Here is a 23,652-nt window from a genome sequence, read left to right as displayed (position 1 = left end):
CGCGTGTCCCGCGTAACTGGGTCGCGTACGGCGTGACCAGCGCGGTCGCCGTGGTGGGACTGGTGGCCTCCGGCGCGCTGGCCGTGGTCCTCCAGCAACAGCAGGACCGGTACGTCGCCCACACGCTGGCCCGGCGCGCCGAGCTCGTCCAGGCGACCGTCGCCGCCCAGACCGAGCGGTACGTGGACATGCTGCAGGACCTCGCCGTCGCCGTGGCCGCGCAGAGCCAGCTGACCGCCACCGACTTCGCGCAGATCACCTCGACGGTCACCCCGCACCGACTCTCGGGGGTGATCGGCGTGTCGCTCGTGGTGCCGGCGGCCGGCGACGAGGTCGCGCAGGTGCAGGCGCGGTGGCGCAGGTGGGGTGCGAAGGGGCTCGTGCTGCGGCCCGCGCTCAACACGGGGCGCCAGCACCGGTTCGTGGTGCTGAGCCGGAACCTGGACGGGGCGTCCACCTCCGCGGGCCAGGACCTGGCCGAGGCGCCGGAGTCCTATGAGGCCATGGACCGGGCGACCCGGACCGGAGAGGTCGCGGTCACCCGCACGTACGTCTTCCTCCGTGACCGCGGGCTCCCGCCCGAGCAGCAGCAGCTCTCCTTCGGCTTCGCCGCCCCGATCTACAACCGCAGCACCGACGAGCTGCGCGGCTGGCTCGTGATGGGCATGCGGGGCCAGGACTTCCTCTCCCAGGCGCTGGAGCGCATCTCGCAGGGTCTGGTCGCCGTGACTCTCTTCGACCGGTCCACCCCGCAGGTGGACGTCCCCGTGGCGCGGTGGCCGAAGGCCCGGATCGAGGACCCGGAGCGCGCGCACACCGTCTCGGTCCAGGTCGCGCAGCGCAACTGGGAACTCGTGACGTACGGGACGGAGCAGCTGACGGACCGGGACTACCGCCCGGTCGCCGCGGGAGCCACCGGTGGTCTGATCACGCTGTTGCTGAGCGGCCTGGTGCTGATCCTGGCGACGTCCCGGCACCGCGCGCTCGCCGGCGTCGAGACCGCGACCGCGGCACTGCGCGCCGACATCGAGCGCCGCCAGGAGACCGAGCAGCAGTTGCGCCAGCGGGACGCGGAACTGCGCGGCTTCATCGCGATGGCCACCCACGACCTCCGCGGGCCGCTGGCCAGCGCGACCGCGCACACCGAACTCCTGACCGACCAGGTGGGCGCCGCGCTCGACGACGACGGCCGCGAGGATCTGCGGCGGATCAAACGGAACCTCGGCCGGATGCGCGAGCTGATCGAGGACCTGCTGATCTACGCGACCGCGGACGTCGCGCCGCTGCGCCGCGCCGAGGTGGACCTCACCGCGCTGGCGCGCGAGGTGGTGCAGGACCGGATCGGCGGCACCGTGCTCCCGGCCGCGCACGTCCGGATCGGCCGGCTGCCCACGGTCGTGGGGGACCCCGGGTTGCTGCGGCAGCTGCTCGACAACCTCGTCGGGAACGCGATCAAGTACTCGCCGGACGGCCACGTGCCGTACATCGAGATCGCGGCTCGGCGCGAACTGGACGGCGGCTACCGGATCGAGATCGCGGACCGCGGCATCGGCATCCCCGAGGCCGAGCGGTCGAGCGTCTTCGACGCCTTCCACCGCGCCCCGGGCAGCGAGCACCGGTCGGGCACCGGGCTGGGGCTCGCGATCTGCCGCCGGGTGGTCACCCGACACGGCGGCGCGATCGGCGTCACCGCCAACGACGGCGGCGGCACGCGGATCTGGTTCACCCTTCCGGCGTGACCCGGCGCGCGGCGGATAGTGTGATCACAGGTGTGCCGGGAAGTCTGGTCGGCGAGAGTCCATGCTGCCCAGTGACGAGGTGCCCCCTGCCGTGAGCGACCCGACCCCGCGCCTGCCCGGACCCGTGCGCCGACTGTTCGCGCGTCCGTCCCTGTCGGAAGCCCGGTACGTCGCCGACATTCTGCGCACCGAGACCGTCGGCGGCGGGCTGCTGCTGCTCGGCGCGGTCGCCGCGCTGATCTGGGCCAACTCGCCGTGGTCCGGGGGCTACGAAGCGCTGGGCCGGTTCGTGCCGTGGCCGGGGGGTGAGCGCTTTCACCTCGACCTCAGCCTGGCGACGTGGGCCGCCGACGGGCTGCTGGCGATCTTCTTCTTCGTCGTCGGGCTGGAGCTCAAGCGCGAGTTCGTCGCCGGTGATCTGCGGGAGCCACGCCGTGCGGTGCTGCCGATCATCGCCGCGGTCGGCGGCATGACCATGCCGGCGGTGATCTACGTGCTGATCAACCTCGGCAGCGGCGGGGACGCGCTGCGGGGCTGGGCGATCCCGACCGCCACGGACATCGCGTTCGCGCTCGCGGTGCTCGCCGTGATCGGCTCGCACCTCCCGCCCGCGCTCCGCGCCTTCCTGCTCACCCTCGCCGTCGTCGACGACCTGCTCGCGATCACCATCATCGCGGTCTTCTACACCACCCATCTCGAGGTGCTGCCGCTGCTCGGCGCGCTCGTGCCGATCGCGCTGTTCGCGCTGCTGGTCCGGCGCGGCCGGACCCGGTGGTGGCTGCTGGTCCCACTGGCGCTGCTCGCCTGGGCCCTGGTGCACGCCTCCGGGGTGCACGCCACCGTCGCCGGGGTGCTGCTCGGGTTCACGGTGCCGGTGCGGCCCCGCCCCGGCGAGTCGACCGGGCGGGCGGAGCACTTCGAACACGTCTGGCGTCCGCTCTCGGCCGGCGTGGCCGTGCCGATCTTCGCGTTCTTCGCGGCCGGGGTCTCACTGCGGGAGGGTGGGCTCGGCGCGGTGCTCACCGATCCGGTGGCGATCGGGGTGGTGGCCGGGCTCGTCGTCGGCAAGCTGGTGGGCGTGCTCGGCTCCACCTATCTGGTGGCCCGGTTCACCCGCGCACAGCTCGCCGAGGATCTCACCTGGACCGACATGCTCGGCCTCGCGCTGCTGGCCGGCATCGGCTTCACCGTCTCCCTGCTGATCGGCGACCTCGCGTTCGGCGCGGGCAGCGGTCGCGACGCGCACGTCAAGGCCGCCGTCCTCATCGGCTCGCTCACCTCGGCGGTGCTGGCCGCGCTCGTCCTCGTCCGACGCAACGCGGTCTACCGCCGCCTGCACGAGGCGGAGACCGCCGACGCCGACGGCGACGGTATCCCCGACGTCTACCAGCGCCCCGGGCACGCGTAAGAAAATCTTGAGCGCGCGCGGTTTGCCGTCCGGCCAGCCCGGTACCCAGCGGCATGAAGTTGGTCAACTGGGGCACCGCGGCGGCCGTCGTCGCGGCGGGCGGGGCCGTGGCGCGTCGATTGCTCGGTGGGGACGGCCAGTGGCCGCCGCGGTCGGTGGCGCCCGCCCGCGCATCCCGCTGGCACGTCGTCACGATCAACCGCCCTATCGACCAGGTGGCGCCGGGCGGTGGCATCCCGGAGCCGCTGGCCCAGCTCGGCGACGCCGTCGAGGTGCAGCTGCGGCCCGCGCCGGGCGGGCGGGGGACGGAGCTCGCCGTGCGGCTGCGACACGGCGAGTCGGCCGGGGTGGCCGGCGGCGCGGCCCGAATCAGCGGCACGGACCCGCGGCGCGCCGTACGCGCGGCGCTGCGGCAGGCCAAGCAGGTCGCCGAGACCGGTGAGGTACTCAGCCCGGATGCGCCCCCGACCGCCCGCGAGACGCTGTTGAACAGCCCGCTGGAGTACGCCACCCGGCACGGACGCGAGGAGGGACGGCTGTGAAGGCGCTCTGCTGGGAAGGGGTGAACGAGGTCGCGGTGGAGCAGGTGCCGGACCCGCAGCTGCTCAACGCGCAGGACGCGATCGTGCGGGTGCGGCGCAGCGTCACCTGCGGATCGGACCTGCACCTGCTCGGCGGCTACATCCCGTTCATGAAGCAGGGCGACGTCCTCGGCCACGAGTTCCTCGGCGAGGTTGTCGAGGTCGGCTCCGAGGTGCGCAAGCACAAGGTGGGGGACCGGGTCGTCGTCTGCTCGTTCGTCTCCTGCGGTCGCTGCTGGTTCTGCGAGCAGGGGCTCTTCTCGTGCTGCGACAACGGCAACACGAACCCCGCGATCACCGAGACGCTCTGGGGCTTCGCCCCGGGCGGCTGCTACGGCTACTCGCACGCGTTGGGCGGCTTGGCCGGCAGCCACGCCGAGTACATCCGGGTGCCCTTCGCCGACCAGGGCGCGTTCGCCGTGCCGGACGGGGTCAGCGATGAGCGTGCCCTGTTCGCCTCGGATGCCGCCCCGACGGGCTGGATGGGGGCGGACATGGCGGGCATCCGCCCGGACGACGTGGTCGCGGTCTGGGGCTGCGGCGGGGTCGGCCAGATGGCGGCGCGCGCGGCGATGCTGCTCGGCGCCGGGCGGGTGATCGTGATCGACCGGTTCGACTACCGGCTGCAGATGGCCGAGCGGGTGCTCGGGGTGGAGACGCTCAACTACGAACGCACCGACGTGGGGGCCGAGCTGCTGGAACGCAGCGGCGGCCGCGGCCCGGACGTCTGCATCGAGGCGGTCGGGATGGAGGCGCACAGCCCGGGCCCGCAGTTCATCTACGACCAGATCAAGCAGCAGTTGCGGATCGAGTCGGATCGCTCGATCGCCGTACGCGACGCGATCTACAACTGCCGCAAGGGCGGGAGCGTGTTCATCCTCGGCGTCTTCGGCGGGTTGGTCGACAAGTTCCCGCTCGGCGCGGTGATGAACAAGGGGCTGACGATCCGCAGCGCCCAGCAGCACGGCCAGCGCTACATCCCGATGCTGCTGGAACGGATGGCGAGAGACGAGCTGATCACCGAGCACCTGGCCACCCACGTGATGCCGCTGAGCGAGGCCCCCCGCGGCTACGACCTGTTCAAGAACAAGAAGGAAGACTGCGTCCGCGCCGTCTTCACCCCCTAACCCTCCCCCCGGATGCTTCTCGTCGATCTTGCAGTTATGGCCGCGACATACTCGCCCACAACCAGACAAAAGCACGGCCAGAACTGCAAGATCGCGGGGGCGAGCGGGTGCTAACGGAGCTGGCCGGCCTTGAGGTGTAGGTGGCGGGTGGTGGGGACGGCGTTGAGCATGCGGCGGTCGTGGGTGACCAGCAGCAGAGTTCCGGGGTACGACGACAGCGCCGACTCCAGCTGCTCGATCGCGGGCAGATCCAGATGGTTCGTCGGTTCGTCGAGGACCAGCAGGTTCACGCCCTTCGCCTGCAACAGCGCGAGCGCCGCGCGGGTGCGTTCGCCGGGGGAGAGGGTCGCGGCCGGGCGCAGCACGTGCGCGGCGCGCAGCCCGAACTTCGCCAGCAGGGTCCGCGCGTCGGCCGGGGCGAGCTCCGGGGTGGCCGCCCGGAACGCGTCGAGCAGCGGCTCGTCCCCGACGAACAGCCCGCGCGCCTGATCCACCTCGCCGACCACCACGCCCGGCCCGAGCGACGCGTGCCCCTCGTCCAGCGGCAGCCGCCCGAGCAGCGCCGCCAGCAGCGTTGATTTCCCGGAGCCGTTCGCCCCGGTGATCGCCACCCGGTCCGCCCAGTCGATCTGCAGGTCGACCGGTCCGAGCGTGAAGCCGCCGCGACGTACCACCGCGCCGCGCAGCGCCGCGACCACCGCGCCGGCCCGCGGCGCGACCGCGATGCTCATCCGCAGCTCCCACTCCTTGCGCGGCTCCTCGACCACCTCCAGCCGCTCGATCATCCGGTCGGTCTGACGCGCCTTCGACGCCTGCTTCTCCGAGGTCTGGCCCCGGAAGTGCTTCACGTGCTTGTCGGGGTCGGTGGCCTTCCGGCGGGCGTTCCGGACGCCCTTCTCCATCCAGGCCCGCTGCGTGCGCGCCCGCTCCTCCAGCGCCGCCTTCGTGTCGGCGTACTCCTCGTACTCCTCGCGGGCGTGCCGGCGCGCGACCTCGCGCTCCTCCAGGTACGCCGCGTAGCCGCCGCCGTAGTGGTTGACCTGCTGCTGCGCCAGGTCCAGCTCGACCACCCGGGTCACCGTCCGGGCCAGGAACTCCCGGTCGTGGCTGACCAGCACCACCCCGGCGCGCAGCCCGGTGACGAAGCGTTCCAGTCGCTCCAGCCCGTCCAGGTCCAGGTCGTTGGTCGGCTCGTCGAGGAGGAAGACGTCGTACCGGCTGAGCAGCAGCGACGCCATCCCGGCCCGGGCGGCCTGCCCGCCGGAGAGCGTGGTCATCGGCGCGTCGAGGTCGACCGCCAACCCGAGCTCCGCGGCGACCTGCTCGGCGCGCTCGTCCAGGTCCGCGCCGCCGAGGTCGAGCCAGCGCTCCAGCGCCGCCGCGTACGCGTCGTCCGCGCCCTCGTGGCCCGCCGTCAGCGCCTCGGTGGCGGCGTCCAGGTCGCGCTGTGCCCGCGCCACCCCGGTCCGCCGGCCCAGGAACGCCCGCACGGACTCGTCCGGCCGCCGCTCCGGCTCCTGCGGCAGGTGGCCGACGGTGGCCGAGGGCGGATTGAGCTGGATCGTGCCCTGCTCGGCCGGATGCAGCCCGGCGAGCATCCGCAGCAGCGTGGACTTGCCGGCACCGTTCGCGCCGACCAGCCCGACCACGTCGCCGGGGGCGACCACGAGGTCGAGCCCGGAGAAGAGGATGCGGTCGCCGTGGGCGGCGGCGAGGTCCTTGGCGATCAACGTGGCGGTCATGAGGAGGCGATGTTATCCGGGACGGCGTTGGGCAGACTCTGATTTATGGTCACAACGCTGGCGATCGACTGCGGGGGCGGGGGAATCAAGGGGTCCGTCCTCGACGAGGCGGGGACGATGCGCGCCCGGCCGTTGCGGGTGCCCACCCCGTACCCGCTGCCGCCCGCGCTCTTCGTCAAGACCCTGCTCGACCTTGCCGCCCGGCTGCCCGCGGCCGACCGGCTCACGGTCGGCATGCCCGGCATGATCCGGCACGGCGTCGTGGTCGCCACCCCGCACTACGTCACCCGCAGCGGGCCGCGCACCCGCGTCGACCCGGAGCTGGTCGCCGAGTGGTCCGGCTTCGACGCGCGGAGCGCCCTCGCCGACGCGTTCGGGCTGCCGACGCTGGTCCTCAACGACGCCGAGGTGCACGGCGCCGGAGTGGTCGCCGGCACCGGGCTCGAACTGGTCCTCACGCTCGGCACCGGGCTGGGCTGCGCACTCTTCGACGGCGGGGTGCTGGCGCCGCACCTGGAGCTGTCGCAGGCGCCGGCGCGGTGGGGGCAGAGCTACGACACCTACATCGGCGAGCACGAACGGCGGCGGCTGGGTGATGCGTTCTGGTCCCGGCGGGTACGTGGGGTCGTGGAGGCGCTGCGCCCCGTCTTCCTCTGGGACCGGCTCTACGTCGGTGGCGGCAACTCGCGACGCGTCCGTCCCGACCAGCTCCTCCGGATGGGTGACGACGTCGTGGTCGTACCGAACACGGCGGGCATCGTGGGGGGCGTGCGCGCCTGGACGCTCAAGCGCTGACACGGGGCGACGGTTGATGAGAGGGTGGGTTGGTGGATCTTCTCGAGGAGTACCGGCGGGCGACGATGTTCTTCGAATCGGGCGACCCGGGCGGGGCCGCCCGGCTGCTCGAACCGATCGTGGCGGCCGAGCCGGAGAACGCCTCCGTGCGTCAGCTGCTCGCCCGGGCGTACTTCGCCTCCGCGCAGCTCGTCCGCGCGGAGGAGCAGCTGCGGGCGCTGCTGGAGATCGATCCGAGCGACCACTACGCCCACCACGTGCTGGGTCGGACGTTGGAGCGGCAGGGGCGGCCGGAGGAGGCGCTGGGGTCGCTGCGCATCGCGGCCGCGATGCGTCCGGACAACGACGACTACCGCGCGGCGCTGCGCCGCGTCGAGGCGCGGACCGGTGGTCGCCCCCGGTGAGCGGCCTACCATTGGCCGTCATGGGACGTGATCACCGGCTGGCCGCGCGATGAAGCTGAAGCTCGACCTGCACGACATCTTCAACAAGGGCCACGACATCGATCGCGCGCTGCGCGGGATCATGGACGAGGCGGTGGCGAAGAAGGCCACGCTCGTGGAGATCATCCCGGGGAAGGGGTCGGGCCAGCTCAAGAAGCGGGTGCTGCGCTTCCTCGACCAGAAGGACGTCAAGCAGCTCTACCACCGCGTCGAGAAGGACTCCAAGAACTTCGGCCGCCTCTTCGTCCACTTCCGCTGGAAGTAACGCCCGGAGCCTTGCTGAGCTGCAAAAACACGTTCCGGCCGGCATCGCAGGCCGTCTCCAGGTCGTCGCCGGTCTGTGGTCCGTAGCCGAGTGCGTTGTGGCAGTCGAATCGGCCCAGCCGACATCGGGAGCAGCCGACGCGATCGGCGCAGCGAGGTCTACAGGGAGGCGCCTCCACGTGGTGAGCAACAAAACAGGGCGAGGAAGGGCGATGCTTTGGCCGGAGCGGGAGCGATTGCAATCATCAGTTCTATGAGGCAGCTCGCTGCCGCACTGCTGGAGACAGGCCACGCGCAGGACCTCGCCTTGCCGGCCGGCTGCCGGCTGTCGTAGTCCCACCACATGCTTGACACTCGCGTCCACCGCATGTTCGACAGCTGACCTAGATGCCTACGGCGTCCACAGGGCGACCAGTGGTATTAGGTCGCGGATCCACACGCTCTTCGCGCCAGCCAAGGTTGGCAGGATCACCCTGATGTCTGGGTGGTAGTCGAACAGCACCTGGCGGTCTCGCCCGCAGGGACTGACGGGACCTCGGCCGACGTTGCCCACCGCCACGATTGTCGTCAGCTCGCGAGCCCCAGAGGCACGGGCGTGACCAAGTGCGACCAGTTCAGCGCAGGGGCCACGGTGAAGTGGTGCAGGTTGATGCCGCCGTACATGCCTCATCGACTCCCCGCACCGCTGCGCCCACGGTGTGGACGCCGTCCACGCCGTCCGTGTTTGCATCCACAATTTGTCGGGCCTACTCGACCAGCTCACGGTCGTCGTCGGTCAGGTCACGCATCGAGGTCTGCATCGGATGAGGCTACCCACGCGGACGGCGAACGACGTATCGATCATGTTAAGCATCTGGTGGGACGCGAGTGTCAAGCATGTCCCGTGACAGGACGCGGCCGGCTGCCGGCATGTCCGGTCTCGGGCCTGCGTGACAAGTCGGTATCAGGACCTGCGTGACACCCGGTGGGCTTGGTGCGGTCTCAGGCCGGGACGACTTCGACCGCGTCCTGCAGCCGGATACGACCAGGGCGTTCGACTGTCGCCCAGACGCCGAACGTCATGTCGTGGTGCTCGGCAACGGTCCGCAAGAGGTGTCCCTGCTGTGGAGCGTCCTCCTGCGCAAGGTCGATCATGACGCATCGGGTAAGCCGCCGGCGTGGTCGCAACACAACCTCGGAACCGATGCGAACGGCTCGCCCGAGCCAGCCATCCTCTGGGAAGTCCCTGCCCGGTACGTCGACGAGCAGATTCGCCCGGAAGCGCACTGGGTCGACCGGCTCCCCTACTAGGTCATGGAGTCGCCGCAGGGCGGCGGTGGTGATGAGACTTACCGGGCCCTCGTCATGGTGCATAACCTCCGCTTCGCGCTCGATCGTCACGCGACGGCCGAGCACCTCGCTGACTGCCCCATGCCCCGCGGGCTTGTCCGCAGCGAAGCGGCTTCCGTCTGGCAGCTCGACGACCGGCACCGGATCGCCAGAATGTCCGCGGAGCGTGAACAGGCCGGGCATCCGCCGGAAGCGACGAGTGTTCTTCCCGCTGCCCAACTTCCCGTCCGTGTCACGCACAGCCCACAAGCGATCACCAACTAGTCCTCGCTGGTCGACCTCGGCTGTTGTGAGCTGCTCACCGAGCAGTGACTTGATCGGATAACAGCGAATCTCGGCTAGCTTCATCGATCTGACCTTAGACGGCCGACCCGAGCAAGATCGTCTAACCGGATGTGTCACCCAGGTGCTCGTCAGTACCGGAAACCGGGCGACCAGCCGCTCCAACTCCGCGCTGAGCTCGGCCAGCTGTCCGGCGGCGTGCTCGGTCTCGGTGACGCCGGCGTTGGTCGACCGGGTCGCGTCGGCCACCTCGGCGATTCCCTTCGTGATGTCGCCGCTGCCATCTGCGGCGGCCACCACGTTGCGGGTCATCTCCGCGGAGGTGGCGGGCGGTCCGCGAGAACCCGCGCGGGAGGCGGTACTGCGCACACCGCACCGATCGGGCCGGACGTCGGGTGGGGGATGAGCCGGGACTCCGACGCTCGACTAGGAGCGGCTCAGTATGTCCGACGTGATCGTCCAGCGCTCGTGGTCGCGCCAGGCGCCGTCGAGGTAGAGGATCCGAGACCTTCGGTCAGGTAGGCGCGACCTCGCTGGGGCGAACGCGTACCCCGAGCGTGCCGTTACCGAGTCGGGAAAGAGCACCTCGACTCCGTCTCGTTGTCCGGGCGGAAGTTGGAAGGGAGCGTTTGGGTCACTGCGTCGTCGTCCGACGTTGCGCGAAGATCGCGTGCAGGATCCAAACCGGAGCCCAGAGTCCGGCCGTGCACACCGTGAGCACCCCGTGTACTGCATGCGCCGACCCGCTGAGCGACGTCTTTGTGACGACATGCTGCGGCGGTGGCGGGGGCAGGTACCCGTACGGCGGGTACGGCTGCTGCACGTAGTGCGGCGGGTACGGCGGCTGCGGCTGCGGGTATGCGCCGGGGTCGGTGTCCACGCTGGGTGATCCTCTCGGGGCGGTCAAGTACGGCTGACGGTAGCTGAACAACTACGGAGGCGAGACCCGCCAGACGGACGACCCGGCATCGACCGGGCGACACGCTACGTACGTATTAGCGCCGTGGTCATTGACGTCAAGTGGCCGTAGTGGGCGCGGCGGCATGACCGAGTAAGCAAGAAGTCAGCGAAGGTAACAGCAGTCGTTGTTAGACGGTGGCGGCGGACGTCTCGCGAGCTGTACCAGGAAGCGCGGCGGGACATCAGGTGACGCCAGACGAGGCCCAATACCCGCGTTGCCACGGAAGAGGTCGAGACAGCAACGCTGACAGCAACGAAGCCGGACGAGAACACCCGTCGCAAGCGGCGTGCGGATGAATGGTCCGAGGTAACTGACCTGTACGGACGCCGCCGGGCGGGGCGCGCAGAACTTGTAAGCGAGACACATCGCAGCACATCCTTAGTTGACGCGAAAGTCCCTCATCCCAGGCCGTGTCGCCTATTCATGGACCACTGCGCCCAGCGGCCGTCTGCCAGCTCGGAAACTCCGTGTCCAGTGATCCCTGCGGCGTCCCGGCCACGTCGGCGACTGCGCGCAAGGCGAGGCGTTCCTCGCTGGAGGTGGGCGAGGGGCGCTGGTATGCCGCATACCCTCCGGGAGCGTTTGTCCATCGGCAGATTCGCTTACTCGGCCGAACGCACCCCAGTTGCGTCCGCGTGTTCTCGATGTGGCCACTTTGCCCGTTGTCGTGAATAGTGCGTCGACAAACCCGCCCCGTAATCGCCGCAGTTCAGCGCGCCTGTTACTCGTCCGGCTCCCGCACGAACACCCCGCGCCTGGGGAAGCCCACCACCAGGCCGCGGATCCGGAGGACACCGATCGCCCGCTGTGCGGTCGCATAGGAAACGCTGTACAGCGTTGCTAGCTGCGGATACGAGGGCAGTTGGGCGCCGGCTGCATACTCGCCGGACTCGATCCGAGCCGCGAGATCATCGGCGATCTGCTCGTAGGTCATTCGTTGGGGCACTGCTTCTCCTGGGTTGGCGCCCCGATGAGATCACGCACCGCGATCGGCGCTCAACAGCCCCGTAGGCCCGGGCATGATACGGGCGTTAGACCCGAATGTCTCCCTGTGGCCGGTTTGCCTGTTGCCGTGGATACTGCACCGACTAGCGCGCTGCGTAGTCAGCTCGTCGCCGTTGACCCCTTACTTTCTGCCTCCGACACGAACACGCCGCGCCCGGACTCGCCGTACACGATGCCCCGCTCGCGCAGGATGCGCACGGCGCGGTGAATGGTCGCGTAGGAGACGTCGTACAGGCGGCCTAGCTCGGTGTATGAGGGCAGCTTCGACTCTGGCGCGTAGTCGCCGACAGAGATCCGTTCGGCGAGATCGTCGGCGATTTCGCGGTAAGTGAGGTGGCGCGGCATCGGGTCGGCTCCTGGGTTGGCTCGCCGATTTGAGCACGCGCAGTGACCCGTTGACCAGTTTCACCAGTTGCACCTACCCTCCAGGTGACGGTTCGGCTCCTGGGTTGGCGCTCGGGGCCGGCCGTCGAGCACCGGGCCGGTGCGGGACGTGAGGGACCGCGACTCGCGCCGGCCTGTCCCACCCCTGCACCGCAGGTCAAGCCACCCCCAGACCGGTGCGGCGGCCCGCGATTCCCCCATGACGGTGCCGCCGCACCTCCCGACGGAGGCCCCTTATGCCACGGTGGAAGTGGTTCATGCGACGCCAGGCGCGTCTCGACGACCCGATCGGTCCGGCGACGGCGTACGTCTCGCGGCGCGGGGCCTACGCCCCCGGCGCCGCCCCGGCTGAGCAGGTTGGCCGGCACCCGGAGCTCCACCTCGCCGAGCAGCCGGACTGGAACGCGCCGACCGTGATGGTGTCGAACGCCCCGCTGATCACGATGGGGATGCGCCAGCTCTACGGCATCCGCCAGCGCCCCGCCGCCCCGTCGTGATCCGCCGGCTGCGGGACACCGGATGGCCCGGCGCGCTTCTCGTCGCGATCGTCGTGGTGGTCGCGGCGAGCCGGTGTTGGAGGTGACGACTGCCGGAATGAGCGACCAGATTCCGGAGAAGCTCATCGCCGACTGGTGGCAGGTGGTCGCGGAGCACCGGACGCGTAACGGGATCTGCCTCGTGTGCGGGGTGCGCAAGTGCCGGCCGCGAGCCGAAGCGTTCGCGCAGCTCGTCGTACACGATCTCTTTCTGCCGGGCGGCGCGGGCCCGTCGTACTCGCCGGCGCCGCCGCCGGCGAGTACGACGTAGCGGAGGCGTCAGTACCGGAACCGGGCGACCAGCCGCTCCAACTCCGCGCTGAGCTCGGCCAGCTGTCCGGCGGCGTGCTCGGTCTCGGTGACGCCGGCGTTGGTCGACCGGGTCGCGTCGGCCACCTCGGCGATTCCCTTCGTGATGTCGCCGCTGCCATCCGCCGCGGCGGCCACGTTGCGGGTCATCTCCGCGGAGGTGGCGGCCTGCTCCTCGACCGCCGACGCGATCGTCGTCTGGAACTCGTTGATCCGGCTGATCACCTGGCTGATCGCGGCGATCGCCCCGACCGCGCCCTCGCTGTCCATCTGGATCTTCTCCACCCGCCGGGAGATGTCCTCGGTGGCCTTGGCGGTCTCCTGGGCGAGGTCCTTCACCTCGCTGGCGACGACCGCGAAGCCCTTGCCGGCATCCCCGGCGCGCGCCGCCTCGATGGTGGCGTTCAGCGCCAGCAGGTTCGTCTGCTCAGCGATCGACGTGATGACCTTGACGACGTTGCCGATCTCGGCGGACGACTCCCCGAGCCGGGCGATCGTCTCGTTCGTGGATTCGGCGGCTGCCGCCGCCTCCGCGCCCACCCGGGCCGCCTCTCCGGCGTTCCGCGCGATCTCCCGGATGGAGGCCGACATCTGGTCGCTGCTGCTCGCCACCGTCTGCACGTTGCCCAGCACGGCGTCCGCGGCCGACGACACCCGCACCGCCCGCTCCGACGTCGACTGCGCCGCACCGCTCATCTCGCGGCTGGCGGCCGACAGGGTGCTGGCCGACGACGACAGCATCGACGCCGAACCGGCGACTGCGGCCACGGTCTCGCGTACGTTGTCCAGCGCTCGCCGCAGCGCGTGTCCCATCCGACCGATCTCGTCGTCGGAGCGCACGTCGACCTCGTGCGTCAGGTCGCCCTCCGCGAGCCGCTCCAGGCTGTCGACCATCGCGGCCACCGGCCGGCGGACGCTGCGGGCGACCAGCACCCCGAGTGCGACGGCCAGCAGTACGCCGACCGCGACGAGCACGATCGTGCGGTTGCGCGACGTCCCGTACAGGTCCTCCATCGCGGCGCGCTGCTGCGTGCTGTCCTGCACCAGCGTGGCGCTCAGCGCGGCGATTTCCTCGTTAACCTTGGTGTAGAGCTTGGTGGTCGTGTCGTTCAGTTCCTTCGCCTTGGCCGGGTCGGTGTTGGCCGCACGCTGCTCGTGGGAGGACAGGAACGTGCGCCACGTCTCGACCAGCCGGTCGACCTGCGGCTTCAGCTCGGCCGGCGCGTCGGCGCGCAGCTTCTGCAGCGCCGGTTCGACGCCGGCGACCAACTGCTGTGCCCGGTCCGTGTAGAACTTCTTCGCCTGCGGGTCCGGCACGACCTCGCGCACCAGGTCCGTCACGGAGAAGTCGTACATCAGTGCCTGCGTCGCACGAAGATCGGCCAGCGGCGTCACGTCCCGCTGCGCCATCGCCGTCGCGCGGTCCTTGAGGTCGCGCTGCTGCAGCGTGTTGAGCAGGCCGACCGCGACCAACAGTGCGGCAACGACGAGAAACGCGGTGATCAGGCGAGCCTGGATGCTCCCACGCAGCGGGTTCTTGTTCATGTACCTGTTCCTGTCCGCGGACAACGCTCGAAAGAACTCGATCGTCTGTCGGCAGGCGCGGGCGGTCCGTGAGAAGAACTGCGGGGACCCCGTACGCTCCGGCCCGCGTTCAACCCGACCCGCACGCGCCGGCTCATCCTCCGGCCGGTTGCGATGGACGAGCTTGACTACGTGCACGCGTATCAGCGCCGGCCGGACGTGTGTCGCTGGATGCTCGGCACCGAGCCGCGCGGCCGGGAGCAGTCGGTGGCGGCGATGGCCCGTGAGGACGAGCTGCGTGCCGAGGGCGACGTCCTGACCTTGGCTGCGGAGATGAACGGACAGGTGACCGGCACCGTTGAGCTGATCTTGTCAGTGAGACGTCGCAGCTACGATCCGAAGTCCGGTTCCCAAGCCCCCCAAACCGGTTGTCACGGCGGCCGGGCCACGGGCCCCTCAGGGAGCAGCCCGGCCCTCGCTCTGAAAACGGCGCCAGCCGTTCGGCACGTGTGGAAGGTAGCGGCATGACGGGAACGGCAAAAGTGATCTACGGAGCGGGTCTGACGGTCACCGTCTTGGCGGTCGGGCTCCTCGATTTGTTTCTCATCGCGCTGCTCCGGTCCGGTTGGGAGCAAGTTGCTAGTGATGGACACCGTGCGTACCTGACTGCGGTGTGCGGCGTGCTTGTCGTCGCGGGATTGGCGTTGTTCGTCCCCTTCGCTTTCGTCAGGACATGGGGCGGGGGAGTCAGGACATGGGTCGGGGTAGTCGTCCCTATCGCCTGCGCGCTGGGGGCCCTGGTCTGGCTCGTCGTGGGCGCAGTGGCGGCTAAGGTCTTCGGTCTGTGAGCAGGGGCGTACCAGCGGGTCCTGCGTGCTGACGCAGTCAGCCGCGGGGGTTGGTGCGGTCGCGCAGCAGGTCGAGGACCGGGCTGTACATGCGGGTCTTGATGGTGGCGAGGGTCGTGCCTGCCTTGCTGACCTGGGCGGCGGCGAGTTGCAGGGCGGTGGAGCGGACGGCGTCCTCGGGAACGGCGTGGTCGACGATGCCGGCGGTCAGTGCGTCGCCGCCGCCGTAGCGGCGCGCGGTGGTCATCGCCTCGTGGGCGGTCTGCGGAGCCAGCCGGGCCTGGATGAGTGCGGACATGCCGCGGGTGAACGGGATGTTGATGTCGGCCTCGGGCAGGCACCAGAAGCCGCGGTCGGCGCGCATCACCCGCATGTCGTGAGCGAGGGACAGCATGGCGCCGGCGGCGAAGGTGTGCCCTTGCAGCGCTGCCACGGTGATCACTGGGAGCGCCAGCACCCGGGCCAGCAGCGCGTGGACGTCGCGGACGTAGCCCTCCTGCTGGTCGGGGTGGGCGCCCAGCCAGTCCAGGTCCAGGCCGTTGGAGAAGAACTTGCCCGTGGCGACGGTGACCAGGGCGCGCGGCCCGTCGGTCTCCTCGACCTCGTCGAGGGCGGCGCCAACCGCGGCCAGCCAGTCGGGGTGGAAGCGGTTCTCGGTGTCGCCGAGGTCGAGGACGAAGACGTCGTCGTGACGTTCCAGCGTGGGCATCGGGGCTCCTCCGGGTGGTGTGGCGGTGCGTGGGTGCTGAGTGCTCAGTGCGGTGGGCCGCAGTCGAGGACGGCGCCGACGGCGGCGGCGAGCTGGGCTCGGGTGTGTGGATGGACGCGCCCGGTGCGGATCTCGCCGAACAGCAGCGCCGCGGGCAGCCGCACCACGCAGACGGTGACGACGTCAACCGTGGCGGCGTCACCGCGGTCCCAGACCGCCCGGGCCAGCCGGCGGAGGGTGGCGACGAGGGTGGTGTCGAGCGCCCGCAGCTTGTCGGCGATCGGTGCGGCCACCGCGTCGGTGAGCACGTCGTCACGCTGCAGGGCGACCAGTAGTTGCGCAGCGCGCAGGTCGTCGTCGGCGAGCCGGGCCGGCGCGTCGGCCGCGGCCTGCACGGCCCGCCGGCCGTCGCCGGCGGCCAGCTCCTGCTCCACGGCGGTGGCCTGCAGGGTGAGGAACTGCCGCGCACGGCGCAGCCAGGCGGCCCCCACGACGGTCTCCAACGAGCCGAAGGCGTGGTAGATGCTGCCGTTGGAGGCGCCGGACCGCTCGGCCAGGACGCGGATGGTCAGCTGCGCGCGACCGCGCTCGACCAGCAGCTCCTCGGCGGCGTCCAGGACGGCGTCGGGCGCGTGGACCCGTGGCCGGGGCATCGGCGTCCTCCTCTGCGGCCCGTGTAGTCGCCCCCATCATAGTGGAGCGGCCGCTCCACTATGATGGGGGATGGCGAGACGAGAACGGCAGCCGTGAGCGTCTATTGACAGCGCGGTAACACGCTGGGAACATGCGGGACAGCTGGGAGCGCTCCCAGTGATCTTTCGATGCACCTCACCCCCGGCCGGCGGCGTCCACCCCCGGGTCGCCGCCCCATCGAAAGGACTCACGTGTTCACACGAACCCGGCGGGCCGTGCCGCTCGCCGTCACGCTGGCGACCACGCTGGCCGTCACGGGCCTGACTGGCACCGCCGCCCAGGCCGACGGGCCGGAGCAGATCGTCAACGGCACCTTCGACAACGGCCACGCCCCGTGGTGGGGCACCGGCAACATCACGCTCGACTCCAGCACCGGGCAACTCTGCGCGGACATCCCCGGTGGCACCGTCAACCCGTGGGACGTGATCATCGGGCACGACAACGTGCCGCTGGTGGCCGGCGAGACGTACCAGTTCCGGTTCTTCGGCCGGGCGACGCCCGCCAAGGTCGGCAAGGCGCTCGTGCAGCTGCCGGTCGACCCGTACACCCAGTACCTCGCGGTCAATCCCGAGCTGAGCGTCTCCGGCAACGACTACACGTACACGTTCACCTCGCCGGTCGATCTGCCGAACGCGCAGGTCGCGTTCCAGCTCGGCGGCAGCGCCACCCCGTGGACCTTCTGCGCGGACAACGTCTCCCTGCAGGGTGGTGCGGAGCCCGAGGAGTACGTCCCGGACACCGGCCCGCGGGTCCGGGTGAACCAGGTGGGCTACCTGCCGAAGGGGCCGAAGAGGGCGACCGTGGTCACCGACGCCGCCGACGCGCTGCCGTGGCAGCTCAGGAACGCGGCCGGCACCGTCGTGGCCACCGGCCGGACCACCCCGCGCGGCCTGGACGCGTCGTCCGGCCAGCGCGTGCACACAATCGACTTCACCGGCTACCGGAGCGAGGGCGCGGGCTACACGCTGGTGGCCGACGGGGAGACGAGCCGGCCGTTCGACATCGGCTCGGCCTTCTACGAGCAGCTCCGCCTGGACGCGCTGAAGTTCTACTACACCCAGCGCAGCGGCATAGAGATCCTCGACCGGCTCCGTCCCGGCTACGGCCGCCCCGCCGGTCACGTGGGCGTGGCGCCGAACCAGGGCGACACGGCGGTGCCCTGCCAGCCGGGGGTCTGCGACTACACGCTGAACGTCGCCGGCGGCTGGTACGACGCCGGCGACCACGGCAAGTACGTGGTCAACGGCGGCATCTCGGTCTACCAGCTGATGAGCGAGTACGAGCGCTCGGCGCTGGCCCGGACGGGCCGGCCGTGGAAGCTGGGCGACGGCACGCTGGCCCTGCCGGAGAGCGGCAACCGGGTGCCGGACATCCTCGACGAGGCGCGGTGGGAGCAGGAGTTCCTGCTCAGCATGCAGGTGCCGGCGGGTAAGCCGCGGGCCGGCATGGCGCACCACAAGATCCATGACGACTCGTGGACCGGGCTGCCGCTGCTGCCGCACCTCGACGCGAAGAAGCGCGAGCTGCACCCGCCGTCGACCGCGGCCACGCTCAACCTGGCGGCCACGGCCGCGCAGGCGGCGCGGGTCTTCGCTCCGTACGACCGGGCGTTCGCCGCCCGGAACCTGGCCGCGGCGAAGGCGGCCTGGGCCGCCGCGAAGGCCAACCCCACGGTGTACGCCGACCCGGCCGACGGCAACGGCGGCGGCGCCTACAGCGACGGCGACGTCAGCGACGAGTTCTACTGGGCCGCCGCCGAGCTCTACATCACCACCGGCGGTACGGAGTTCCGCGACTTCGTGCTCGCCTCCCCGCACCACACCGCCAACATCTGGCGCGACCGCGGCTTCGACTGGGGCAGCACAGCTCAGCTCGGCCGCCTCGACCTGGCCACGCTGCCGAACCGGCTGCCCGACCGGGAGCGGGTCCGTGCCTCGGTGGCGCAGGGGGCCGACACGTACCTGGCGACCCTGCGGGCCCACCCGTACGGCATTCCGTACGCGCCCGCCGACAACACGTACGACTGGGGTTCCAACAACCTGATCCTCAACAACGCGGTGGTCATGGCGACCGCGTTCGACATCACGGGCAACGCCAAGTACCGCGAGGGGGTGCTGGAGACGATGGACTACATCTTCGGCCGCAACGCGCTGAACCACTCCTACGTGACCGGCTACGGCGAGGTGGCCTCCCACAACCAGCACAGCCGGTGGTACGCCCGCCAGCTCGACCCCGCGCTGCCGAACCCGCCGCGCGGGACGCTGGCCGGGGGCCCGAACTCCTCGATTCAGGACCCGCTCGCCCAGCAGAAGCTGCGCAACTGCGCCCCGCAGTTCTGCTACATCGACGACATCGAGTCCTGGTCGACCAACGAGTTGACGATCAACTGGAACTCGCCGCTCGCCTGGGTGGCGGCGTTCGTCGCCGACCAGGGGGCCGGGGACGCGCGCAGCCGCTTCTAGCGGACGGCGTGACGGGCGGGGGAGGCGGCAGCGCGTCCCCCGCCCGTTGCTGTGCGCCGACCCGCCCGGCGGCGACACCGGAGGGCGGGCGCCGAGGGCCGGGCCCGGCCTGGGATCCGGCGGCGATCTCACGTAGGTTAGTTGCCGAACGGCAACCAGAGAGCGCCTAGCAAATTCGGTCGGTCACACTTGTCGTAGGCCGGCCGTTACCACTCGTCGTGTTGTGTGGGAGCGTTGGCTGGTACACGATCGGCCGGACGCCCACGAAGGAGCCCGCAATCACACCACCGCCAGCGCGACGGCTGACGATCGCGCCGCCGACCCGGGTCGCGGCGTGACCGGGGCTTCCGTGGTGCCCCTGCCGGCCCAGCCGCAGCGCGGGCTCGATCGGGGCGTCGTGCTGCCGCAGCCCGAGCGGCTGAAGGTGCTGCTGGTCGAGGACGACGAGGGGGACGCCTTCCTCGTCACCGAACTGCTCGCCGAGGCCGAGGCGGCGGTCGACCTGGTCGTCGCGACGAGCCTCACGCAGGCCCGCCAGCAGATCGCCAGCATGGACTGCGTCCTGCTCGACCTCGGGCTGCCCGACGCACAGGGGCTGGACGGGCTGCGGCTTGTGCTGGCGATGGCCGGCCGGGCGGCGGTCTGCGTGCTCACCGGTCGGCAGGACGAGCACCTGGGCGTGGCGGCGGTCGGCGAGGGCGCCCAGGACTACCTCGTCAAGGGGCAGGTCGACGGGGTGCTGCTGAGCCGGTCGCTGCGGTACGCGGTCGAGCGGAAGCGCGCCGACGAGAACGCCCGCCGGCTGCGCGAGGTCGAGCTGCGGCAGGCCGAGTCCGCGCGGCTGGAGCGGGGCCTGCTGCCGCAGCCGCTGATGCAGAGCGATCAGGTGGCGGTGCACACCTTCTACCGGCCGGGCCGGCACGCGGCGCTGATCGGCGGCGACTTCTTCGACGTGGTGCAGACCGCGCCGGACCGGATCGAGTTGATCATCGGCGACGTGTGCGGGCACGGCGCCGACGAGGCGGCGCTCGGGGTCGAATTGCGGGTGGCCTGGCGGGCCTTGATCCTGGCCGGGGTGCCCGAAGACGAGGTGCTGCCGGCGCTGGAGCAGGTGCTGATGACCGAACGGCGGCTGCGGGAGATCTTCGCGACCGTGGCCGCGGTCCAGCTCGACCTGGCGGAGAACCGGGCGCGGGTGCGGCTGGCCGGGCACCCGCCGCCGCTGTTGCTCTCCGGCGGGACGGTGACCCCGGTGCCGGCGCCGGGCGGTCTGCTGCTCGGCGTGGCGCCGCGCCGGCCGACCGCATTCGATGTGGAGTTTCCGAGCGACGACTGGTCCTTGCTGATGTATACCGACGGACTCATCGAGGGGCGGATCGGCCCCAGCAACGAGCGCCTCGACGTGTCGGGGCTGCAGACCCTGTTCGCGGAGCCGGCCACCCGGCAGGTGCCGCTCGGCGACCTGCCGGCCTGGCTGGTGGGCCGCGCCGAGGAGGTCAACGGCGGTCCGCTCGCCGACGACGTGGCGATGCTGCTGGTCAGCCGGGGTGGCGGCCGGTGATCAAGGCTCAGGAACGCACCCTGCGGCAGCGGGTGAGGCTATTGGCGATCACGGTCGGCACAGTGCTGACGCTGCTCGCCACCGTCGCCGCCGTGTTCGGCGCGGACAACCGCGAGCACCTCAACACGCTGCTGAACAAGACCGGCCCGCTGCGCACCGACGCCCAGGCCATGATGGCGGCGCTCGTCGACCAGGAGACCGGCGTCCGCGGGTACGCCGTCTCCGGCGATCGGGCCGATCTCACGTCGTACAACGAGGGGCTGAGGCGCGAGCGCGAGCTGCTGGCCTCGATGCGGCGGATCTCCGACGGCGACAAGGAGATCGACGGCGGACTGCTGGTGGTCGAAGAGCGGGCGCGGCAGTGGCGGCAGACCGTGGCCGAGCCGGTGATCCAGCGCGTCTCGACGGGCGGCACGGCGGCGGGGCAGGACCTGCTGAACCCCGCCGCACGGGAACGGTTCGACACCATCCGCGTCGCCGTGGAGGGGCTGCAGTCGGAGATCGCGGAGCGCCGCGCCAGCGTCGCCGAGGACGCGCGGCGCGCCAGCGACACGCTCGTGCTGCTGCTGATCCTCGCGGCCGTCGTGGTGGTGCTCGCCGGCGCGGCGCTGCTGATCGCGCTCAACCGGCTGGTTATCGCGCCGGTGACCGCGCTCGCCGGGGAGGTGCGGGAGGTGGCCGGCGGCGACTACCAGCGGGACATCCGGATCGTCGGGCCGCCTGAGCTGGCGGGGCTGGCGACCGACGTCGACGCGATGCGGCGGCGGATCGCGGCGGATCTGGCGGAGGTGCGCGAGGCGCGGAGTCGGATCGAGTGGGTCAACGGCCAGTTGCAGAAGCAGGCGGAGGAGCTGACCCGCTCCAACCGCGACCTGGAGCAGTTCGCGTACGTCGCCTCGCACGACCTGCAGGAGCCGCTGCGCAAGGTGGCCAGCTTCTGTCAGCTGCTGCAGCGGCGGTACGCGGGGCAGCTCGACGAGCGCGCCGACCAGTACATCGCGTTCGCCGTCGACGGGGCGCAGCGGATGCAGCGGCTCATCAACGATCTGCTGGCCTTCTCCCGGATCGGCCGGCTGACGAGCGGCTTCACCGAGGTCGACCTGAACAGGGTGATGTCGGACGTCGCCACCCAGACGGAGGCGGCCCGCCAGTACGCCGGCGGTGAGGTCACCTGGTCGGAGCTGCCGATGGTGCTCGGCGAGGAGCCGCTGCTGGCCAATCTTCTCGCGAACCTGGTGAGCAACTCGCTGAAGTTCCGCCGCCCGGACGTGCCGCCGAAGGTGCACATCTCGGCGCGCCGGGTCGGCGATGAGTGGGAGATCACCTGCCGGGACAATGGCATCGGCATCGAGGCGGAGTTCGCCGATAAGATCTTCGTGATCTTCCAGCGGCTGCACGCCAAGGACGCCTACCCGGGCACCGGCATCGGGCTCGCCATCGCGAAGAAGATCGTGGAGTACCACGGGGGCCGGGTGTGGGTCGATCTGGACGTCGCCGAGGGGGCGTCGATCAGCTTTGCACTCCCGGTGCTCCCCGAGGAGCGTGGCGACGTCACGCGCGACGAGGAGAACGGCCCGGAGCCGCCCGCCGCCGCGGCGGACCAGAACGAACAGATCGTGGCGTGAAGGAGATGCGGGCATGACGGCACCGTCGAACGGACACCAGCCCATCGAGGTGCTGCTCGTCGAGGACGACCCGGGCGACGTCCTGATGACCCAGGAGGCGTTCGAGGAGCACAAGGTCGGCAACCGGCTCAACGTGGTCTCCGACGGCGCCGAGGCGTTGGCCTACCTGCGCCGCGAGGGAAAGTACGCGGACGCGGTCCTGCCCGACCTGATCCTGCTCGATCTCAACCTGCCCAAGCGGGACGGGCGCGAGGTGCTCGCCGAGATAAAGAAGGACGAGGAGCTCGGGAAGATCCCCGTCGTGGTGCTCACCACGTCCCAGGCCGACGAGGACATCCTGCGCAGCTACCAGCTGCACGCCAACGCGTACGTCACCAAGCCGGTGGATTTCGACCGCTTCATCGCGGTGATCCGTCAGATCGACGAGTTCTTCGTCAGCGTGGTGAAGCTGCCGCCGCGCACCGCATGATCGACGAGGTCGCCGCGCTGCTCCGGGACGTCGCCGCGACGGCGGTGCTGCCGCTGTTCGGCGGGCTTTCCGAGACCGACGTCCGGGAGAAGGCCCCCGGAGATCTGGTGACGGTCGCCGACCGGCGCGCCGAGGAGCTGCTGACCGAGGGGCTGACGCGGCTGCTGCCGGGCTCCGTCGTGGTGGGCGAGGAGGCGGTGGCCGACGACCCGTCCCGGCTCGGCCTGCTCCGCGACACCGGCGACGTGTGGATCGTCGACCCGATCGACGGCACCGGCAACTTCGCCGCCGGGCACCCGCCCTTCGTGTTGATGGTGGCGCTGCTGCGCGGCGGGGCGCCGGTGGCGGGCTGGATCTACGACCCGATCGCCGGGACCCTCGCGGTGACCGAGGCCGGTGCCGGCACGTACGTCGACGGCCTCCGGATGGGTCCGCCGCAGCCACCGCCCGGCCCGGCCGCCCTGCGCGGGCCGGCGATGATCCGGTTCCTGTCGCCCGAGTTGCGGGCGCGGGCGGCCGCCGGCACGCGGCGGCTCGGCGCGGTGCTCGCCGGGCAGCACTGCGCGGGGCGCGAATACCTCGACATCCTCGCGGGCCACCAGCACTTCGCGCTCTTCTGGCGCGCGCTGCCGTGGGACCACACGCCCGGCGCACTGCTGCTGCGCGAGGCCGGCGGGGTGGCGGCCCGCTTCGACGGCACCCCGTACGACCCGGCCGACGACCGATCCGGGCTGCTGGTGGCGGCCTCCGACGAGATCTGGCACGCCGTCCACACCGCGCTGCTCTCGGCCGAATCCCCAACGTGACCAACCCCCGGCGTGGATTGAGCAAGGGCCGGGCGGCGGAAAAGGCCGCC

The 23,652-nt window shown here is 71.0% G+C and carries 24 protein-coding genes; 16 read left to right on the top strand and 8 right to left on the bottom strand.

What is annotated here, in order from left to right:
• The first annotated feature begins 32 nt into the window (after window positions 1–32).
• The 4 genes from BLW47_RS12140 to BLW47_RS12125 all read left to right on the top strand — a co-directional run bounded on the left by BLW47_RS12140 (window position 33) and on the right by BLW47_RS12125 (window position 4,855).
• On the top strand, window positions 33–1,739 hold the full coding sequence (locus BLW47_RS12140) for a sensor histidine kinase (RefSeq protein WP_091555565.1): 1,707 nt from the start codon (window positions 33–35) through the stop codon (window positions 1,737–1,739).
• A gap of 91 nt (window positions 1,740–1,830) precedes the next feature.
• The gene (gene nhaA, locus BLW47_RS12135; RefSeq protein ID WP_091555563.1) at window positions 1,831–3,147 is read left to right on the top strand and encodes a Na+/H+ antiporter NhaA; all 1,317 of its coding nucleotides are present in this window, start codon (window positions 1,831–1,833) and stop codon (window positions 3,145–3,147) included.
• Window positions 3,148–3,200: 53 nt separating this feature from the next.
• Window positions 3,201–3,689, top strand: coding sequence for a hypothetical protein (locus BLW47_RS12130; protein ID WP_091555561.1), 489 nt, complete (start codon window positions 3,201–3,203; stop codon window positions 3,687–3,689).
• Entirely contained in the window at window positions 3,686–4,855 is a 1,170-nt protein-coding gene (locus tag BLW47_RS12125; protein WP_091555560.1) for a zinc-dependent alcohol dehydrogenase, read from the top strand. The genes BLW47_RS12130 and BLW47_RS12125 overlap by 4 nt, the downstream gene beginning before the upstream one ends.
• 110 nt (window positions 4,856–4,965) lie before the next feature.
• Here BLW47_RS12125 and BLW47_RS12120 read toward each other — a convergent pair whose 3' ends face one another.
• Complete coding sequence (locus BLW47_RS12120) at window positions 4,966–6,597, bottom strand: ABC-F family ATP-binding cassette domain-containing protein (protein WP_091555558.1); 1,632 nt, start codon at window positions 6,595–6,597, stop codon at window positions 4,966–4,968.
• A gap of 45 nt (window positions 6,598–6,642) precedes the next feature.
• Here BLW47_RS12120 and BLW47_RS12115 point away from each other — a divergent pair, with 45 nt between their 5' ends.
• The 3 genes from BLW47_RS12115 to BLW47_RS12105 are packed head-to-tail and all read left to right on the top strand — an operon-like array spanning window position 6,643 to window position 8,100.
• Window positions 6,643–7,392: an ROK family protein gene (locus BLW47_RS12115; protein ID WP_091555556.1), complete on the top strand. Its 750-nt coding sequence runs from the start codon at window positions 6,643–6,645 to the stop codon at window positions 7,390–7,392.
• 32 nt (window positions 7,393–7,424) lie between these two features.
• On the top strand, window positions 7,425–7,796 hold the full coding sequence (locus BLW47_RS12110) for a tetratricopeptide repeat protein (RefSeq protein WP_091555554.1): 372 nt from the start codon (window positions 7,425–7,427) through the stop codon (window positions 7,794–7,796).
• 49 nt (window positions 7,797–7,845) lie between these two features.
• On the top strand, window positions 7,846–8,100 hold the full coding sequence (locus BLW47_RS12105) for a Smr/MutS family protein (protein ID WP_013736060.1): 255 nt from the start codon (window positions 7,846–7,848) through the stop codon (window positions 8,098–8,100).
• A 980-nt stretch (window positions 8,101–9,080) separates the two neighbouring features.
• Here BLW47_RS12105 and BLW47_RS12095 read toward each other — a convergent pair.
• The 4 genes from BLW47_RS12095 to BLW47_RS12080 all read right to left on the bottom strand — a co-directional run bounded on the left by BLW47_RS12095 (window position 9,081) and on the right by BLW47_RS12080 (window position 12,021).
• Window positions 9,081–10,022, bottom strand: a complete 942-nt coding sequence (locus tag BLW47_RS12095) for an MOSC domain-containing protein (protein WP_245736589.1) — start codon at window positions 10,020–10,022, stop codon at window positions 9,081–9,083.
• A 322-nt stretch (window positions 10,023–10,344) separates the two neighbouring features.
• Entirely contained in the window at window positions 10,345–10,590 is a 246-nt protein-coding gene (locus tag BLW47_RS25085; RefSeq protein WP_091555552.1) for a hypothetical protein, read from the bottom strand.
• Between the two features lie 802 nt (window positions 10,591–11,392).
• Window positions 11,393–11,605 carry a winged helix-turn-helix domain-containing protein gene (locus tag BLW47_RS12085; RefSeq protein WP_091555850.1) on the bottom strand — a complete coding sequence of 71 codons (213 nt, stop codon included), beginning with the start codon at window positions 11,603–11,605 and terminating at the stop codon, window positions 11,393–11,395.
• Between the two features lie 170 nt (window positions 11,606–11,775).
• Complete coding sequence (locus tag BLW47_RS12080; RefSeq protein WP_091555551.1) at window positions 11,776–12,021, bottom strand: winged helix-turn-helix domain-containing protein; 246 nt, start codon at window positions 12,019–12,021, stop codon at window positions 11,776–11,778.
• Window positions 12,022–12,296: 275 nt separating this feature from the next.
• Between BLW47_RS12080 and BLW47_RS12075 the strand changes: the two genes are divergently transcribed.
• Both BLW47_RS12075 and BLW47_RS12070 read left to right on the top strand, forming a co-directional pair.
• Window positions 12,297–12,557 (top strand): hypothetical protein, encoded by a 261-nt coding sequence (locus BLW47_RS12075; RefSeq protein ID WP_091555550.1) that lies wholly within the window; start codon window positions 12,297–12,299, stop codon window positions 12,555–12,557.
• Between the two features lie 97 nt (window positions 12,558–12,654).
• Complete coding sequence (locus tag BLW47_RS12070; RefSeq protein ID WP_091555548.1) at window positions 12,655–12,867, top strand: hypothetical protein; 213 nt, start codon at window positions 12,655–12,657, stop codon at window positions 12,865–12,867.
• A gap of 8 nt (window positions 12,868–12,875) precedes the next feature.
• On the opposite strand, the gene BLW47_RS12065 is transcribed toward BLW47_RS12070, so the two are convergent.
• Window positions 12,876–14,450, bottom strand: coding sequence for a methyl-accepting chemotaxis protein (locus tag BLW47_RS12065; protein ID WP_091555546.1), 1,575 nt, complete (start codon window positions 14,448–14,450; stop codon window positions 12,876–12,878).
• A 153-nt stretch (window positions 14,451–14,603) separates the two neighbouring features.
• On the opposite strand from BLW47_RS12065, the gene BLW47_RS12060 reads away from it, so the two are divergent.
• Both BLW47_RS12060 and BLW47_RS12055 read left to right on the top strand, forming a co-directional pair.
• On the top strand, window positions 14,604–14,957 hold the full coding sequence (locus BLW47_RS12060) for a hypothetical protein (protein ID WP_091555544.1): 354 nt from the start codon (window positions 14,604–14,606) through the stop codon (window positions 14,955–14,957).
• Window positions 14,954–15,277, top strand: coding sequence for a hypothetical protein (locus BLW47_RS12055; RefSeq protein WP_139307249.1), 324 nt, complete (start codon window positions 14,954–14,956; stop codon window positions 15,275–15,277). Before BLW47_RS12060 ends, BLW47_RS12055 begins: the two co-directional genes overlap by 4 nt.
• Before the next feature lie 37 nt (window positions 15,278–15,314).
• Here the strand turns inward: BLW47_RS12055 and BLW47_RS12050 are convergent, their stop codons facing one another.
• Together BLW47_RS12050 and BLW47_RS12045 are read right to left on the bottom strand one after the other, a co-directional pair.
• A complete protein-coding gene (locus BLW47_RS12050; protein WP_091555539.1) occupies window positions 15,315–15,986 on the bottom strand; it encodes an enoyl-CoA hydratase-related protein in 672 nt (223 codons plus the stop codon).
• A gap of 44 nt (window positions 15,987–16,030) precedes the next feature.
• Window positions 16,031–16,639 (bottom strand): helix-turn-helix domain-containing protein, encoded by a 609-nt coding sequence (locus tag BLW47_RS12045; protein ID WP_091555537.1) that lies wholly within the window; start codon window positions 16,637–16,639, stop codon window positions 16,031–16,033.
• A gap of 168 nt (window positions 16,640–16,807) precedes the next feature.
• On the opposite strand from BLW47_RS12045, the gene BLW47_RS12040 reads away from it, so the two are divergent.
• The 5 genes from BLW47_RS12040 (at window position 16,808) to BLW47_RS12020 (ending at window position 23,602) form a co-directional block, all read left to right on the top strand.
• Window positions 16,808–19,141 (top strand): glycoside hydrolase family 9 protein, encoded by a 2,334-nt coding sequence (locus tag BLW47_RS12040; protein ID WP_091555535.1) that lies wholly within the window; start codon window positions 16,808–16,810, stop codon window positions 19,139–19,141.
• 334 nt (window positions 19,142–19,475) lie between these two features.
• Window positions 19,476–20,702, top strand: a complete 1,227-nt coding sequence (locus BLW47_RS12035; RefSeq protein ID WP_425435387.1) for a PP2C family protein-serine/threonine phosphatase — start codon at window positions 19,476–19,478, stop codon at window positions 20,700–20,702.
• Complete coding sequence (locus BLW47_RS12030) at window positions 20,699–22,327, top strand: sensor histidine kinase (RefSeq protein ID WP_425435386.1); 1,629 nt, start codon at window positions 20,699–20,701, stop codon at window positions 22,325–22,327. The genes BLW47_RS12035 and BLW47_RS12030 overlap by 4 nt, the downstream gene beginning before the upstream one ends.
• Window positions 22,328–22,340: 13 nt before the next feature.
• A complete protein-coding gene (locus BLW47_RS12025) occupies window positions 22,341–22,796 on the top strand; it encodes a response regulator (protein ID WP_091555533.1) in 456 nt (151 codons plus the stop codon).
• Complete coding sequence (locus tag BLW47_RS12020) at window positions 22,793–23,602, top strand: inositol monophosphatase family protein (protein WP_091555531.1); 810 nt, start codon at window positions 22,793–22,795, stop codon at window positions 23,600–23,602. Before BLW47_RS12025 ends, BLW47_RS12020 begins: the two co-directional genes overlap by 4 nt.
• Window positions 23,603–23,652 lie beyond the last annotated feature (50 nt).

The sequence above is a fragment of the Micromonospora pattaloongensis genome (genome assembly GCF_900107255.1).
GTDB lineage: Bacteria > Actinomycetota > Actinomycetes > Mycobacteriales > Micromonosporaceae > Micromonospora_I > Micromonospora_I pattaloongensis.
Note: the sequence above shows the minus strand (reverse complement) of the source record. Positions and strands in the feature narration are given on the sequence as shown.

Bases quoted from the DNA above. Each gene is read 5' to 3' on its own strand.
- BLW47_RS12130 (WP_091555561.1), top strand. From the start codon at position 3,201: ATGAAGTTGGTCAACTGGGGCACCGCGGCGGCCGTCGTCGCGGCGGGC.
- BLW47_RS12120 (WP_091555558.1), bottom strand. From the start codon at position 6,597: ATGACCGCCACGTTGATCGCCAAGGACCTCGCCGCCGCCCACGGCGAC.
- BLW47_RS12115 (WP_091555556.1), top strand. From the start codon at position 6,643: ATGGTCACAACGCTGGCGATCGACTGCGGGGGCGGGGGAATCAAGGGG.
- BLW47_RS12105 (WP_013736060.1), top strand. From the start codon at position 7,846: ATGAAGCTGAAGCTCGACCTGCACGACATCTTCAACAAGGGCCACGAC.
- BLW47_RS12095 (WP_245736589.1), bottom strand. From the start codon at position 10,022: ATGACCCGCAACGTGGTGGCCGCCGCAGATGGCAGCGGCGACATCACG.
- BLW47_RS12085 (WP_091555850.1), bottom strand. From the start codon at position 11,605: ATGACCTACGAGCAGATCGCCGATGATCTCGCGGCTCGGATCGAGTCC.
- BLW47_RS12080 (WP_091555551.1), bottom strand. From the start codon at position 12,021: ATGCCGCGCCACCTCACTTACCGCGAAATCGCCGACGATCTCGCCGAA.
- BLW47_RS12075 (WP_091555550.1), top strand. From the start codon at position 12,297: ATGCCACGGTGGAAGTGGTTCATGCGACGCCAGGCGCGTCTCGACGAC.
- BLW47_RS12070 (WP_091555548.1), top strand. From the start codon at position 12,655: ATGAGCGACCAGATTCCGGAGAAGCTCATCGCCGACTGGTGGCAGGTG.
- BLW47_RS12065 (WP_091555546.1), bottom strand. From the start codon at position 14,450: ATGAACAAGAACCCGCTGCGTGGGAGCATCCAGGCTCGCCTGATCACC.
- BLW47_RS12060 (WP_091555544.1), top strand. From the start codon at position 14,604: ATGGACGAGCTTGACTACGTGCACGCGTATCAGCGCCGGCCGGACGTG.
- BLW47_RS12055 (WP_139307249.1), top strand. From the start codon at position 14,954: ATGACGGGAACGGCAAAAGTGATCTACGGAGCGGGTCTGACGGTCACC.
- BLW47_RS12050 (WP_091555539.1), bottom strand. From the start codon at position 15,986: ATGCCCACGCTGGAACGTCACGACGACGTCTTCGTCCTCGACCTCGGC.
- BLW47_RS12045 (WP_091555537.1), bottom strand. From the start codon at position 16,639: ATGCCCCGGCCACGGGTCCACGCGCCCGACGCCGTCCTGGACGCCGCC.
- BLW47_RS12040 (WP_091555535.1), top strand. From the start codon at position 16,808: ATGCACCTCACCCCCGGCCGGCGGCGTCCACCCCCGGGTCGCCGCCCC.
- BLW47_RS12025 (WP_091555533.1), top strand. From the start codon at position 22,341: ATGACGGCACCGTCGAACGGACACCAGCCCATCGAGGTGCTGCTCGTC.
- BLW47_RS12020 (WP_091555531.1), top strand. From the start codon at position 22,793: ATGATCGACGAGGTCGCCGCGCTGCTCCGGGACGTCGCCGCGACGGCG.